14 protein-coding genes and 1 riboswitch are annotated in these 14017 nt (G+C 35.9%); of the genes, 8 read left to right on the forward strand and 6 right to left on the reverse strand.

What is annotated here, in order from left to right:
• Positions 1–7: 7 nt before the first annotated feature.
• The 4 genes from rng to H3T54_RS02825 form a co-directional block, all read right to left on the reverse strand.
• On the reverse strand, positions 8–1483 hold the full coding sequence (gene rng, locus H3T54_RS02810) for a ribonuclease G (protein ID WP_110447288.1): 1476 nt from the start codon (positions 1481–1483) through the stop codon (positions 8–10).
• A gap of 12 nt (positions 1484–1495) precedes the next feature.
• Positions 1496–1987, reverse strand: coding sequence for a rod shape-determining protein MreD (gene mreD / locus H3T54_RS02815; protein ID WP_198220811.1), 492 nt, complete (start codon positions 1985–1987; stop codon positions 1496–1498).
• Positions 1974–2816 carry a rod shape-determining protein MreC gene (gene mreC, locus H3T54_RS02820; protein WP_198220813.1) on the reverse strand — a complete coding sequence of 281 codons (843 nt, stop codon included), beginning with the start codon at positions 2814–2816 and terminating at the stop codon, positions 1974–1976. Before mreC ends, mreD begins: the two co-directional genes overlap by 14 nt.
• A gap of 116 nt (positions 2817–2932) precedes the next feature.
• A complete protein-coding gene (locus tag H3T54_RS02825) occupies positions 2933–3976 on the reverse strand; it encodes a rod shape-determining protein (protein ID WP_065562215.1) in 1044 nt (347 codons plus the stop codon).
• Positions 3977–4347: 371 nt separating this feature from the next.
• On the opposite strand from H3T54_RS02825, the gene accB reads away from it, so the two are divergent.
• The 3 genes from accB to H3T54_RS02840 all read left to right on the forward strand — a co-directional run bounded on the left by accB (position 4348) and on the right by H3T54_RS02840 (position 6896).
• A complete protein-coding gene (gene accB / locus H3T54_RS02830; RefSeq protein WP_110447285.1) occupies positions 4348–4803 on the forward strand; it encodes an acetyl-CoA carboxylase biotin carboxyl carrier protein in 456 nt (151 codons plus the stop codon).
• Between the two features lie 41 nt (positions 4804–4844).
• The gene (accC, locus tag H3T54_RS02835) at positions 4845–6191 is read left to right on the forward strand and encodes an acetyl-CoA carboxylase biotin carboxylase subunit (protein WP_110447284.1); all 1347 of its coding nucleotides are present in this window, start codon (positions 4845–4847) and stop codon (positions 6189–6191) included.
• A gap of 66 nt (positions 6192–6257) precedes the next feature.
• Positions 6258–6896 carry a bifunctional 4-hydroxy-2-oxoglutarate aldolase/2-dehydro-3-deoxy-phosphogluconate aldolase gene (locus H3T54_RS02840; protein WP_110447283.1) on the forward strand — a complete coding sequence of 213 codons (639 nt, stop codon included), beginning with the start codon at positions 6258–6260 and terminating at the stop codon, positions 6894–6896.
• Positions 6897–6951: 55 nt separating this feature from the next.
• Here the strand turns inward: H3T54_RS02840 and H3T54_RS02845 are convergent, their stop codons facing one another.
• Together H3T54_RS02845 and H3T54_RS02850 are read right to left on the reverse strand one after the other, a co-directional pair.
• Complete coding sequence (locus tag H3T54_RS02845; RefSeq protein WP_086363041.1) at positions 6952–7722, reverse strand: ABC transporter permease; 771 nt, start codon at positions 7720–7722, stop codon at positions 6952–6954.
• Positions 7715–8659: an ABC transporter ATP-binding protein gene (locus H3T54_RS02850; RefSeq protein WP_198220815.1), complete on the reverse strand. Its 945-nt coding sequence runs from the start codon at positions 8657–8659 to the stop codon at positions 7715–7717. The genes H3T54_RS02845 and H3T54_RS02850 overlap by 8 nt, the downstream gene beginning before the upstream one ends.
• A 150-nt stretch (positions 8660–8809) precedes the next feature.
• Here H3T54_RS02850 and mog point away from each other — a divergent pair, with 150 nt between their 5' ends.
• The 5 genes from mog to cysS all read left to right on the forward strand — a co-directional run bounded on the left by mog (position 8810) and on the right by cysS (position 13966).
• Positions 8810–9388: a molybdopterin adenylyltransferase gene (mog, locus tag H3T54_RS02855; protein ID WP_198220817.1), complete on the forward strand. Its 579-nt coding sequence runs from the start codon at positions 8810–8812 to the stop codon at positions 9386–9388.
• 192 nt (positions 9389–9580) lie between these two features.
• A complete protein-coding gene (gene argR / locus H3T54_RS02860) occupies positions 9581–10039 on the forward strand; it encodes a transcriptional regulator ArgR (RefSeq protein ID WP_034905059.1) in 459 nt (152 codons plus the stop codon).
• 111 nt (positions 10040–10150) lie between these two features.
• Positions 10151–10325, forward strand: a riboswitch (Lysine riboswitch).
• A gap of 75 nt (positions 10326–10400) precedes the next feature.
• Complete coding sequence (lysC, locus tag H3T54_RS02865; RefSeq protein WP_198200683.1) at positions 10401–11762, forward strand: lysine-sensitive aspartokinase 3; 1362 nt, start codon at positions 10401–10403, stop codon at positions 11760–11762.
• A 343-nt stretch (positions 11763–12105) separates the two neighbouring features.
• A complete protein-coding gene (locus tag H3T54_RS02870; RefSeq protein ID WP_065578554.1) occupies positions 12106–12348 on the forward strand; it encodes a GlsB/YeaQ/YmgE family stress response membrane protein in 243 nt (80 codons plus the stop codon).
• Positions 12349–12574: 226 nt separating this feature from the next.
• Entirely contained in the window at positions 12575–13966 is a 1392-nt protein-coding gene (gene cysS, locus H3T54_RS02875) for a cysteine--tRNA ligase (protein ID WP_198220819.1), read from the forward strand.
• Positions 13967–14017 lie beyond the last annotated feature (51 nt).

Here is a 14017-nt window from a genome sequence, read left to right on the forward strand (position 1 = left end):
AAACTAATTACATAAGTACAACATCATACTGTTCTTGTATATAAAGTGGTTCAACTTTTACTTCAACTCGTTTACCCACAAAGACTTCAACTTCGGCTAAAGCGTGAGACTCATCATTGGTTAATGCATTAGCTACTGCGGCTGATGCATAAACTAAGAAGTACTCCGAGCGATGAGCTTTATAAACACGGACAATCTCACGCAATATTTCATTACATACTGTCTCGACAGATTTAACAATACCACGACCTTTACAAGAGGGACATTCTTCACAAAGAATATGGCCAATACTTTCACGCGTACGCTTACGTGTCATTTCAACTAACCCTAAACCAGAGAAAGTATTAACGGATGTTCGTGCTCGATCTTTAGCTAAAAAATCTTGTAATGATTGTAATACCCGCTCACGGTGAATATCTTCTTGCATATCGATAAAATCGATAATAATAATGCCACCTAAATTACGTAATCTTAATTGGCGAGCAATTGCAATCGTTGCTTCGATATTGGTATTGAAAATGGTTTCTTCTAAATTACGATGACCGACAAATGCACCGGTATTGATATCAATGGTAGTCATGGCTTCGGTTTGGTCGATAATCAAATAACCACCAGATTTTAATTTAACTTTTCTATCTAGTGCTCTTTGAATTTCATTTTCAATATCATAAAGATCGAAAATTGGAATATTGCCACGATAATGGGTTAGTTTACTAGTTACTTCAGGCATAAATTCCTGAGTAAATTCAAGTAACAAGTCATAAGTTAATTTCGAGTCAACTAATATACGTTCGATTGGATCACCAACGAAATCTCGTAATACTCGTTGCGATAAAGCTAGCTCTCCATATACTAAATTTTTACTAACCGGACGAGCCATTCTTTCTTGAATTTTTGTCCATAGCCGTTTTAAAAAATTAGCATCTTGTTCAAGCTCATGGGCGTTTGCCCCTTCTGCCGCGGTTCTAACAATAAAACCGCCTTCATCAGAGACATACTGTTCAACGATTTTTTTCAGCCGTTCTCGCTCTTCTTCAGATTCAATTCGTTGCGATGTAGCAACATGAGTCGAATTTGGTCCTGGCATTAAAACTAAATACCGTGAAGGTAAAGTTATGTCAGTAGTCAACCTTGCACCTTTAGTTCCTAAAGGATCTTTAACCACTTGCACCATTAAATCTTGACCTTGGCGAACCAGTTCAGAAATATCTTTAACTTGAAATTGCTCTTGATCGCTATCGGAGACACATTCAGTATGTGGCATAATATCTGAAGCATGCAAAAAAGCAGCTTTTTCAAGCCCAATATCCACAAAAGCGGCCTGCATACCCGGTAAGATACGAATCACTTTTCCTTTATAAATATTGCCAACAATTCCGCGGCGCGATTCACGATCAACATGGATCTCTTGTAAAATACCGTCTTCAATATAAGCAACACGAGTCTCTGAAGGTGTCACATTCATTAATAATTCAACAGACATAATGATTCCTTTTTAATTGATAGCAAAGTTCCGTCTTATTATTCGTAAGAATAGATAAATCACTATCCATAGTAGCCCATCAACACAACTAGATACTAAAATTAAAGGCGAAATCGTTATGGTGTGATAAATAGTAACCTGAAACATAAATACTAAAAAATTGTAACAAAGTGATACAGCAAAGATGACAATTGCTTGCTGCCAGAGCGCTAAATTACGAATTAATTGAAATTTAAATAGTAGCAAGTAAGCCATACAGGAAAAAATAAACGCATGAATACCGAGAATAGATCCGGAAAATAGATCCAAGACTATGCCTAGTATAAAAGCCATGCCCATTCCAATGCGATGAGGAAGTGCTATTAACCAATAAGCCATAATTAACATTAATAAATGCGGTTTAAGCATATTATAATCAGCTGACCATGGAATAATCTGCACACATAAACCAATCAACAGTGTTAACCAGATAATCAAAATACTAAATCGATTATTCCCCCTCATGTTTTACTCCTTGCTCGCCCCATAGTAATAATAAATAGCGTAAACGTTTTAAATCCGCAGTAGGTGTAGCAGAAATAATTGGAGTTGAATCACTAATATCAAGTTTCACTGAGCTTACCACTGCCACTGGATAACCTTCAGGGAAGCGACCATCAAGTCCCGAAGTAACTAAAACATCACCAACTTTGATATCAACATTGTTAGGTAAAAAATCAAGGGTTAAATCATTACTACATCCATTACCAACTGCCACCATAGAAATATCGTTTCTTAGTACTTGTACAGGGATTGCATGTTGATAATCACAGACTAATATCGCACGGCTGGTTGATTGGGCTGTTTGATAAATTTGTCCAACAATTCCTTTCTCATCTACAACTGGTTGGCCAACATAAACACCATTATTTTTCCCCTTATTGATCACAACTTGATAAATATAAGGATCAGTATCAGCCAGTAAAACTTGAGCAGCCATTTTATGTTCATCATGCCTTAACGGTGAGCCTAATAATCCTCTAAGGCGATCGTTTTCATGTTTTAAATGTTCAAGTAATAGTAGATCACTTTTCTGTTGCATTAACGTTTCTTGCAATTTGGTATTTTCATTAATTAATGCTTCTTGTGTTTTTGACATTTCATAAAGGGAGTCAAATGATGATTTTGGCGCATTTGAAACATTATAAAATGGTGAAATTAGGGTATCTAAATAATAACGAACCTCTTTAAAAGGACGATAATTAATATCTAATACGATTAGCACCAGAGCGAGTGTTAGCGCAATAAATAATTGTACACTCAGAGGCGAACGCTTAGAAAAAAGTAATTTCATTGTTCAGTATTTACCTGTTATATACTTAATTAGCTAACTATTCTAATATATGACTCCGCCGACAATGTCGGCGGTTAAAATGAAATAGTTGGTTACTTATTAGTAATTATTTAATGTTATTCTTCACTAAAGAGATCACCACCATGCATATCAACCATATCAAGTGCTTTACCACCACCACGCGCTACACAAGTTAGTGGATCTTCAGCGACAACAACATGGATACCAGTTTCAGCGGATAACAATTTATCAATATTACGTAATAATGCACCACCACCAGTTAATACCATACCATGTTCAGAAATATCTGAAGCAAGTTCTGGCGGACATTGCTCAAGTGCTACTTTAACCGCGCTGACAATGCCACTTAATGGCTCTTGCAATGCTTCTAATATTTCATTTGAATTTAAGGTAAAGCTACGTGGTACACCTTCAGCTAAATTACGACCACGCACCTCAATTTCAAGTACTTCATCACCAGGATAAGCACTACCGATAAAGTGCTTAATTTTCTCAGCAGTTGCTTCACCAATTAATGCACCATAATTACGACGAACATAATTGATAATTGCTTCATCAAAGCGGTCACCACCAATACGTGCCGACGCAGAATAAACCACACCATTTAACGAAATAACGGCGACTTCAGTTGTACCACCACCGATATCAACCACCATTGAGCCAGTCGGTGCTGAAACAGGTAAATCAGCGCCAATAGCCGCAGCCATTGGTTCTTCAATTAAATAAACTTCACGTGCGCCAGCACCTAATGCTGATTCACGAATAGCCCTGCGTTCAACTTGAGTAGCACCTACAGGTACACAAACTAGTACACGCGGACTTGGTCTTAAAAAACTATGACTATGAACTTGTCGGATAAAGTACTGTAACATTTTCTCAGTTACGGAAAAGTCTGCAATTACACCATCTTTCATTGGTCTAATCGCTGCAATATTACCAGGTGTTCGTCCTAGCATCTGTTTCGCAGCATGGCCAACTGCAGCAACACTTTTAGGTGTTCCAGAGCGATCTTGACGAATGGCAACAACTGAAGGTTCGTTAAGTACAATGCCTTGCCCTTTAACATAAATAAGCGTATTGGCTGTACCTAAATCAATCGATAAATCATTTGAAAACAAGCCGCGAACTTTTTTGAACATAATAAAAACTCTTCCTAGAATTAATCTTGTTTGTATATATTTGAGTATTTAGAAGCAAACTAAGGCATCTACAGAATATATATTTCTAAATTTTATCCGATAAATAAGAGATTATTTAGCAGATAAAAACCACAGCCAGCCTCAATTATAATTAAGGGTTACTATTGTATCGCAATTCTAAAATAATACCTAGAAAATAGTATAACAAGTGTTTGTAAAGGAGATATATAATGACAAATTACGATTTACAGTGTATCCTTCCGCGTTAATGTTGAGTTACAAACTTAGTATCGTATTAAAAGGTAGCTTTTAAAGTATTAAGTATACATTAAAATAATTTTTATTTATTTCAAATAAACACGGTGTAATTCATGGATATACGCAAAATTAAAAAGTTAATTGAATTAGTAGAAGAGTCAGGTATTTCTGAACTTGAAATTTCTGAAGGTGAAGAATCAGTTCGGATTAGTCGAGCTATGCCTGCCGCAAACTATTCTGCGCCAGTGCAAAATATTCAAATTCCTCAACCAACTCCAGTTGTGGTTGCCCCAACGGTTGAAGCAGAAGTCATCGCAGATACCAATACAATTAATGGTACAACAATAAAATCACCAATGGTTGGTACATTTTATCGTACCCCTAGTCCGGAATCGAAAGCATTTGTTGAAGTCGGCCAATCAGTAAATGTTGGTGATGTGCTTTGCATTGTTGAAGCGATGAAAATGATGAACCAAATTGAATCAGAAAAAGCAGGGACTATTAAAGCTATTTTAGTTGAAAATGGTCAACCAGTTGAATTCGATCAACCGCTATTCATTATTGAATAATCTGAAATTATTAATTAACTTAGACGATTAAGAGATTGAATATGCTTGATAAAATTCTTATTGCTAACCGCGGAGAGATTGCTCTTCGCATCTTACGAGCATGTAAAGAACTTGGAATTAAAACTGTCGCTGTTCACTCTTCGGCAGATAAAGATTTAAAACATGTTTTACTTGCAGACGAAACGGTTTGCATTGGTCCAGCAGCTTCTGCCAAAAGTTATCTTAATATCCCAGCCTTAATTTCTGCCGCCGAAGTAACAGGCGCAGCAGCTATTCATCCAGGATATGGTTTTTTATCTGAAAATGCAGACTTTGCTGAACAAGTCGAACGTTCTGGCTTTATATTTATTGGTCCAAAACCAGATACTATCCGCTTAATGGGCGATAAAGTATCTGCAATTGAAGCAATGAAAAAAGCTGGTGTACCTTGTGTTCCTGGTTCTGATGGTCCACTTGGTAGCAATATGGACACCAATAAACAGATTGCGAAAAAAATTGGTTATCCAGTGATTATTAAAGCATCTGGCGGTGGCGGTGGCCGCGGAATGCGTATTGTTCGAGAAGAAAAAGACCTCGAACAATCAATCAAAATGACTAAACTTGAAGCGAAAACAGCGTTTAATAATGACATGGTTTATATGGAAAAATTCCTTGAAAACCCACGTCATATTGAAATTCAAGTGCTATCTGATGGTCAAGGTCATGCCGTTTACTTAGGCGAACGTGACTGTTCAATGCAACGACGCCATCAAAAAGTCGTTGAAGAAGCACCGGCTGTTGGCATCACACCAGAAATGCGTAAATTTATCGGCGAACGTTGTGTAAATGCATGTATTGAAATTGGTTATCGTGGTGCAGGTACTTTTGAATTTTTATTTGAAAACGGTGAATTCTATTTCATTGAAATGAATACCCGTATTCAAGTAGAACATCCAGTTACTGAAATGGTGACAGGCGTTGATCTAATTCGTGAGCAGATTCTTATTGCTGCTGGGCAACCTTTATCTATCAAGCAAAGCGATATTGAAATTAAAGGTCATGCCATTGAATGTCGAATAAATGCTGAAGATCCAAAAACGTTTATGCCATCTCCAGGTAAAATCACTCGCTTCCATGCACCTGGTGGGTTTGGTATTCGTTGGGAATCTCATATTTATGCTGGTTATGCGGTACCACCTTATTATGATTCAATGATTGGTAAGTTAATCGCTTATGGAGAGACTCGAGAAGTTGCTATTGCCCGCATGAAAAATGCATTAGCAGAACTGGTTATCGATGGAATAAAAACCAATATCGAACTTCATATAGAAATTATGAATGATGAAGGCTTCATGAAAGGTGGCACAAACATTCATTATTTAGAAAAGAAATTAGGTATTTATGAGTAAAAATAAGCCCTCACTACGTTGAGGGCTTATTGCTGTATAGAAGTAAATAAAGTATAGGTAACACATATGAAGAGTTGGAAAAAAACCGCTGAGGAAATCTTAACATTAGGCCCTGTTGTACCGGTTATTGTTATTGAACGTTTAGAAGATGCTGTTCCATTAGCAAAAGCATTAATTGCTGGAGGAGTTAAAGTTCTAGAGGTTACATTAAGAACTGAATGTGCACTTGATGCCATTAAAAAAATCATCAAGGAAGTGCCTGAAGCTGTAGTTGGTGCAGGAACAGTAACCACTGTTGAACAACTTAAACAAGTAACTGAAGCTGGTGTTGAATTTATTATTACACCAGGGATTACAGATTCAATTTTAAAAGCAGCAGTTGAAGGGACAGTTCCTGTTATTCCTGGAATAGCAACAATTTCAGAATTATTAACCGCTCAAGAATATGGTTTGACTGCATTAAAATTCTTCCCAGCAGAAATCAATGGCGGTGTTGCGGCGTTAAAAGCTTTTGCTGGTCCTTGTGGTTATATGAAGTTTTGCCCAACTGGCGGTGTAAATCCGAAAAACTATCGCGATTATCTAGCTCTTGATAATGTACTATGTGTTGGTGGAACTTGGTTTATCCCTACCGATGCAATAGCTAAAGGTGATTTTGCTAAAATCACTGAAATGGCTAAAGAAGCGGTTGCCGGTGCTAAATAATACTTTTCCGCCGACATTGGTCGGCGGTTTATTTTGATTCGCTATTCTGATTTAATTAACTTCTAAGCCCTCTGCCACTTTCAATAAACTTCCACGCTAACAGATATAATATACTGACAAACAGTAATAACATTGAAAAAGTAATTATCAATGACACATCACTAACACCTAAAAAGCCATAACGAAAACCATTAATCATATAAACAATTGGATTAAGTTTAGAAACCCATTGCCAAAAAGTGGGTAACATGGTGATTGAATAAAAAACGCCCCCCAAATAAGTTAACGGAGTCAGTACAAAGGTCGGAATAATGCTAATATCATCAAATGTCTTGGCAAATACTGCATTTAATAACCCTGCTAATGAAAACAAAATTGAGGTTAGTAATAAGGTGAAAATGACAAAAGGCCATGAATAAACTTGGTATCTTACAAACAATAGCGACACAATAGTAACTAAAACGCCTGTTAATAAGCCACGCATGACACCGCCACCGACATATCCCAAAATAATAATATGAGTAGGCACTGGTGCAACTAATAGCTCCTCTATATTACGTTGAAATTTAGCACTAAAAAATGAAGAACAAACGTTAGTATAAGAGTTTGTAATTACCGACATCATAATTAAACCGGGGACAATAAATGCCATATAGCTAAAACCACCCATGTCTCCAACTCGAGAACCAATCAAATTACCAAAGATAACAAAATAAAGTGACATAGTAATAACTGGAGGAATCAATGTTTGGATCCAAATCCTTAAAAATCGGGTAACTTCTTTACGCCAAATACTTTTTAAGGCAATCCAATATAAATTATTCATCAATAGCTCCTTTAGCTTTTGTATCGTTATGTAATAAATCTACAAATAATTCTTCTAATCGATTGGCTTTATTACGAACACTAATCACTTTAATATCTTGTTGATTGAGTTGTTCAAATAGTTGATTTAATCCATGTTGTTTATCTACTTTAACCTCTAACATTCCTGACTCAACATCCGTAAAAGTATAACCATTTAGCGCAATAGATGTAGCGGTAGGAACATAATCAATAACAATGGTTTCAGACTGACTTTTAGCTAACAAATCACGCATTGATGAATTAGCAACTAATTCACCACGCTGAATAATACCTATGTGGCGACATAGCATTTCAGCTTCTTCCAAATAGTGAGTCGTTAATATAATGGTAATACCTTGACGATTAATTTCTCGTAGAAAATCCCACATAGAACGGCGTACTTCAATATCAACCCCTGCGGTTGGTTCATCAAGAATGAGTAATTTTGGTTCATGGATAAGTGCTCTAGCTATCATCAGCCGTCTTTTCATTCCGCCAGATAACATACAGGCTCGACTATGACGTTTATCCCACAAATCCAAAATACGTAGATATTTTTCTGCTCGTTGTAAAGCTAATTTGCGTGGCAAGCCATAGTAACCACCTTGGTTGGTAACAATTTGTAAAACTTCTTCAAATTGATTAAAGTTGAACTCCTGCGGCACCAGACCTAATTGCCTTTTTGCATTAACAACATCACTGTCTAAATCATATCCAAAGATTTTAACCTGCCCAGAGGTTTTGGTAACTAAAGAACTAATTATACCAATGGTGGTTGATTTACCTGCCCCATTAGGACCGAGCAAAGCATAAAAATCCCCTGCTTGCACGGTTAAATTAATTCCTTTTAATGCTTCTACACCATTTTTATATTTTTTCTTGAGCGCTATGAGCTCTAGTGCGGGCGTTGATGACATAAAATGAATCCTAATTCTATAATTTGTTATTTATATAATATGATATCATGTTTGACCGTTCGACAATATTGTTATGATTTTAAGATTAATTCAATTTTTAATGCTAACAATATAATGATTAGATGAATATAAGATTAAGGATTGCAGGTTATGATCAAAATTGGTTTGGTTTCAGTATCGGATAGAGCATCACAAGGTGTTTATCAAGATGAAGGTATTCCAGCGCTGTTATCATGGTTACAGACAGCCTTAAAAACACCATTTATTACCGAACAACGTATTATTCCTGATGAACAACTAATCATTGAAGAGATTTTATGCGAATTGGTAGATAAGTTGCAATGCCATCTAATATTAACTACTGGCGGTACAGGGCCAGCAATTAGAGATGTTACTCCAGATGCAACCTTAGCAATTGCTGACCGATTAATACCAGGTTTTGGCGAACAAATGCGGCAAATTAGTTTGCATTTTGTTCCTACGGCAATTTTATCCAGACAAGTGGGTGTCATTAGAAAGCAATGTTTAATTTTAAACTTACCAGGCAGGCCTAAATCAATTAAAGAAACCCTTGAAGGCGTGAAAGATGAACAAGGAAATACTATTGTTACAGGTATTTTTGCAAGTGTTCCATATTGTATTGATTTATTAGATGGCCCTTATATCGAAACTCATAATCATGTTGTTCAAGCTTTTCGACCTAAAAATGCTAGCAAATCTAATCTTTAATTTTATGCAAATATCATGCATAATTATGTAAATTAATCTTTTAACAGCGCTGGTATGATAATAGCAACATTACCTTAATGGCCAATAATGACGTTATTTAAGATGATAATTAGGTAATTTTAGATAACGAGTTAATATGATTAATAAACACTACTGGCGTAATAGGTCATAAATTTAATTTAAAGGAACAGTATGAAACAAAATGATCTCACTAAAACTTTTAAAGAAATGTTATTACAAGAAAAGTTTAGTTCTCAGATAGGTATCGTACAGGCCTTACAGGAACAAGGGTTTGATAATATAAATCAGTCCAAAGTATCCAGAATGTTAACCAAATTTGGCGCAGTAAGAACTCGCAATGCAAAATCTGAAATGGTCTACTGCTTACCAGCCGAAATGAGCGTACCAACCACTAGTAGTCCACTGAAGAATTTAGTATTGGATATTGATTACAATAGTTCAATGGTCGTTATCCGTACTAGTCCTGGCGCAGCTCAACTAATTGCTAGACTTTTAGATTCAATTGGTAAATCAGAAGGGATCTTAGGCTCAATTGCAGGTGATGATACGATTTTTAGCACTCCAACTAAAGATTGTTCGGTTAAGAAACTGTATCAAACTATTATTGAATTATTTGAGCGAAGCTTATAAAAAAGAATTTATTTTAAGCCAGACCAATAATTTTTTTTAATATTTAAGCTATTGACACACTTGGTTAAATCGTTAATCCTATATGACACTGATTTTGTAACCAATATTACAAAAAAAAGAAGAGGCGCATTACTCAGGTAGATCATTTTAGGAACTGGAGCCGTAAAAAGATGATTAAGGGGGTGTAATGCCGAGGTTCGATTGTTATTCCAGAAAGCAATTGAATCGGCTACAAGGGCTGAATCCCTTGGGTTGTCACCCTAACAGGTGGAGCGCTTCACGGTATGTGTTTTTTTAAACGGTAGTAAGGCATGCCCGCTCTATCTCTGTTAAAAATAAGAATTTTTAATATGAGGAATCCATGGAAACATCATTTATAATTGCTAAATTCGGTGGTACTAGCGTTGCAGATTATCCAGCAATGGTCAACAGTGCCAATATTGTTCTAGCTAATCCTAATGTCAAAGTTGTCGTATTATCTGCCTCAGCAGGTATAACCAATTTATTGGTAGCATTAGCTGAGGGTCGTGATGCTAATGTCAGAGCAAAACACATCGCCAAAATTCAATCAATTCAATATAATATCTTAGAAAATCTACCTGAAAATCAAGCTTTACGTACTGAAATCGACCAAATTATTGCCAATATTGCTTCATTATCTGAAGCCGCAAGTTTAGCAACCTCACCGGCATTAACCGATGAATTAGTTAGCCATGGTGAAATAATGTCATCAAAACTGTTTGTTGAGATACTAAAACATCAACAAAAAAATGCCATTTGGTTTGATGTCCGTAAAGTAATGCGCACCGATGATAAATTTGGTAAAGCAGTACCGAAAATTGATGAAATCAAACAACTCTGTTGTGCACATTTAAAATCCCTCAATCCAGCAACTATCGTCGTTACTCAAGGATTTATTGGCAGTGAAAGTTCAGGTAAAACCACAACCTTAGGCCGAGGCGGAAGCGATTATACAGCGGCTTTACTTGGCGAAGCATTAAATGCTACCCAAATTGATATCTGGACCGATGTTGCTGGTATTTATACCACTGATCCTCGGATTACCTCTGCTGCAAAACGTATTGATGAAATATCGTTTGCCGAAGCCGCTGAAATGGCTACTTTTGGCGCTAAAGTTTTACACCCAGCAACACTAGTACCAGCGGTGCGTAGCAATATTCCGGTATTTGTTGGATCAAGCAAAGCACCACAAGACGGAGGAACTATTGTCTATAATACTCATAGTATTAAATCTTCATTACCTTCGTTCAGAGCATTAGCACTTCGTCGTCAACAGACATTATTGACCTTAACCAGTTTAAATATGCTACATGCACAAGGCTTTTTAGCGAATGTATTTACTATATTGGCTAAACACAATATCTCGGTCGATTTAGTGACAACCTCTGAAGTCAGCATTGCATTAACCATTGATACCACAGGCACAAATACCAATGGCAACAGCTTATTAACTAAAGCGTTATTTGATGAGTTATCAACGGTTTGCCATGTCGAAGTTGAAGAGGATTTAGCGCTGATAGCTATAATTGGTAATAATCTGACCTCAACTAAAGGTATAGCAAAAGAAGTTTTCGGTGCTTTAGATGATTTTATTATTCGACTATGTTGTTATGGTGCTAGTACGCATAATCTTTGCTTACTAGCAAGAAGTAATGATGCAGAAGATGTGATCAAAGTTTTACATAAAACTATTTTTGAATAATGACTTAACGGGAGCGATTATATTATCGCTCCTAGTAAATGATGATATAAATCTTCATTAAGCAGTACTAAAAATTTCTAGAATATTTGAAAAAATAATTGTAAACTACACTCAATATTTGTATGGAAGGCTATTGTAGGTAATGCTGTGACATACATTTATCGCTACACACAGTTCTTAGTATTAATCATTTTTCTTCATTCTTTGATAACAATTTTTTTAAAGCTGTAAATATTACGTTTTATTAATTAGTTATATCTTTCACAACGATTATTTTCATCTTCAATATGTTTTAAGCTATACAAAAAGTAACTTTTAACTTAATTAGACGAAGGAAACTATCATGGGTATTTTAAGCTGGATTATTCTAGGATTAATTGCTGGATGGATTGCTAAGTTTTTTATGCCATTAGGACAAGTTGGTGTGCTTAAAACCATTCTACTTGGTGTGGCAGGTGCATTAGTTGGTGGTTACATTAGTACATTCTTCGGTTGGGGTAGTGTAACTGGTTTTAACTTCCCAAGTTTATTTATTTCGGTTCTTGGCGCTATTTTATTGATTTATATTTATCGGTTAATAAAATAAAATTATTTAATAAAATGACGAGGACATTTACTCGTCATTTTATATCAAATTCAATCAAATCCTCTTCTAACAATTTTAATCTGCACTGATTAAACCATAAACAATTTTAATACAATCACTATTTGTACTGTTTTTAATCTTTAAGATTAGCAAAAGTCATTCCGCCATACTCTGATTTTTGTTATATTAACGATTAATCACAATCTGACATGAGCAGTAATTTATAATGTTAAAAATCTTTAATACACTAACTCGAGAAAAAGAGATATTTCAACCTATTACAGCTAATAAAGTTGGACTATATGTCTGTGGCGTTACCATTTATGATCTTTGCCACATTGGCCATGGTCGTACTTTTGTTGCATTTGATGTTGTTACTCGCTATTTACGTTTTTTAGGTTACGATCTGACTTATGTGCGTAATATTACCGATGTCGATGACAAAATCATTAAACGTGCGCTTGAAAATGGCGAAACCTGTGATGAATTAACAGATCGCATGTTAAAAGAGATGTATGCCGATTTTGACGCACTGAATATAAAACGACCTGATGTAGAGCCTCGTGCAACTCGTCATATGTCGCAAATTATCGAGCTTGTAGAAGAGTTAATCAAAAAAGAGCATGCTTATATCGCTGATAATGGTGATGTCATGTTTTCTGTCGATAGTGATCCTAACTACGGCATTTTATCACGTCAAAATTTAGAACAGTTACAAGCAGGCGCTCGCGTTGATGTCGTTGATGTAAAACGCAATCCAATGGATTTTGTGCTTTGGAAAATGTCAAAACCTAACGAACCGAGTTGGGATTCTCCATGGGGTAAAGGCCGACCAGGTTGGCATATTGAATGCTCGGCTATGAATAGTCATCAGTTAGGCAATCATTTTGATATCCATGGTGGCGGATCTGACTTGATGTTCCCACATCATGAAAATGAAATCGCCCAATCAACCTGTGCCCATAATGGTCAATATGTAAATTACTGGATGCACTCAGGTATGGTGATGATTGACCAAGAAAAGATGTCTAAATCACTTAATAATTTTTTCACCATTCGTGATGTATTAGAGCATTATGATGCAGAGACCGTACGTTATTTTTTATTATCAGGTCATTATCGTAGCCAGCTTAATTATAGTGAGGAAAATTTAAAGCAAGCTAGAACTGCTTTAGAAAGACTTTATACTGCTTTACGAGATACTGATACTAATTATCCACATAACACACCTGATAGTGATTATTATCGACAATTTTGTCAGGCAATGAATGATGATTTCAATACTCCAGAAGCATATTCAACCTTATTTGACTTAGCTCGAGAGATAAATAAAGCTAAAGCAGAAAATGATATGCAACTAGCCAATGAACTTGCTGCTGAATTACGCTATTTATCTTCTGTACTTGGTTTACTTGAACAAGATCCAGTTAAATTTTTACAAGGTAGTAATCAGGATGATAGTGAAACACAACTCATTGAAGCATTAATTAAACAACGTAATGATGCTCGTGCTAGTAAAAATTGGGCTTTAGCTGATGAGGCACGAGATAAACTCAATCAAATGAATATTATTTTAGAAGACGGTGCTAACGGCACAACTTGGCGTAAAAAAAGTTAATGCAATAAACCTAAAATCCCCTAGATTTAATAAAAAATTACTAGGGGATAG

The organism is Gilliamella sp. B14384G10, assembly GCF_016101685.1.
Lineage (GTDB): Bacteria > Pseudomonadota > Gammaproteobacteria > Enterobacterales > Orbaceae > Gilliamella > Gilliamella apis_A.

Bases quoted from the DNA above. Each gene is read 5' to 3' on its own strand.
- H3T54_RS02840 (WP_110447283.1), top strand. From the start codon at position 6,258: ATGAAGAGTTGGAAAAAAACCGCTGAGGAAATCTTAACATTAGGCCCT.
- lysC (WP_198200683.1), top strand. From the start codon at position 10,401: ATGGAAACATCATTTATAATTGCTAAATTCGGTGGTACTAGCGTTGCA.
- argR (WP_034905059.1), top strand. From the start codon at position 9,581: ATGAAACAAAATGATCTCACTAAAACTTTTAAAGAAATGTTATTACAA.
- H3T54_RS02825 (WP_065562215.1), bottom strand. From the start codon at position 3,976: ATGTTCAAAAAAGTTCGCGGCTTGTTTTCAAATGATTTATCGATTGAT.
- accB (WP_110447285.1), top strand. From the start codon at position 4,348: ATGGATATACGCAAAATTAAAAAGTTAATTGAATTAGTAGAAGAGTCA.
- accC (WP_110447284.1), top strand. From the start codon at position 4,845: ATGCTTGATAAAATTCTTATTGCTAACCGCGGAGAGATTGCTCTTCGC.
- H3T54_RS02845 (WP_086363041.1), bottom strand. From the start codon at position 7,722: ATGAATAATTTATATTGGATTGCCTTAAAAAGTATTTGGCGTAAAGAA.
- H3T54_RS02850 (WP_198220815.1), bottom strand. From the start codon at position 8,659: ATGTCATCAACGCCCGCACTAGAGCTCATAGCGCTCAAGAAAAAATAT.
- H3T54_RS02870 (WP_065578554.1), top strand. From the start codon at position 12,106: ATGGGTATTTTAAGCTGGATTATTCTAGGATTAATTGCTGGATGGATT.
- cysS (WP_198220819.1), top strand. From the start codon at position 12,575: ATGTTAAAAATCTTTAATACACTAACTCGAGAAAAAGAGATATTTCAA.
- mreC (WP_198220813.1), bottom strand. From the start codon at position 2,816: ATGAAATTACTTTTTTCTAAGCGTTCGCCTCTGAGTGTACAATTATTT.
- mreD (WP_198220811.1), bottom strand. From the start codon at position 1,987: ATGAGGGGGAATAATCGATTTAGTATTTTGATTATCTGGTTAACACTG.
- rng (WP_110447288.1), bottom strand. From the start codon at position 1,483: ATGTCTGTTGAATTATTAATGAATGTGACACCTTCAGAGACTCGTGTT.
- mog (WP_198220817.1), top strand. From the start codon at position 8,810: ATGATCAAAATTGGTTTGGTTTCAGTATCGGATAGAGCATCACAAGGT.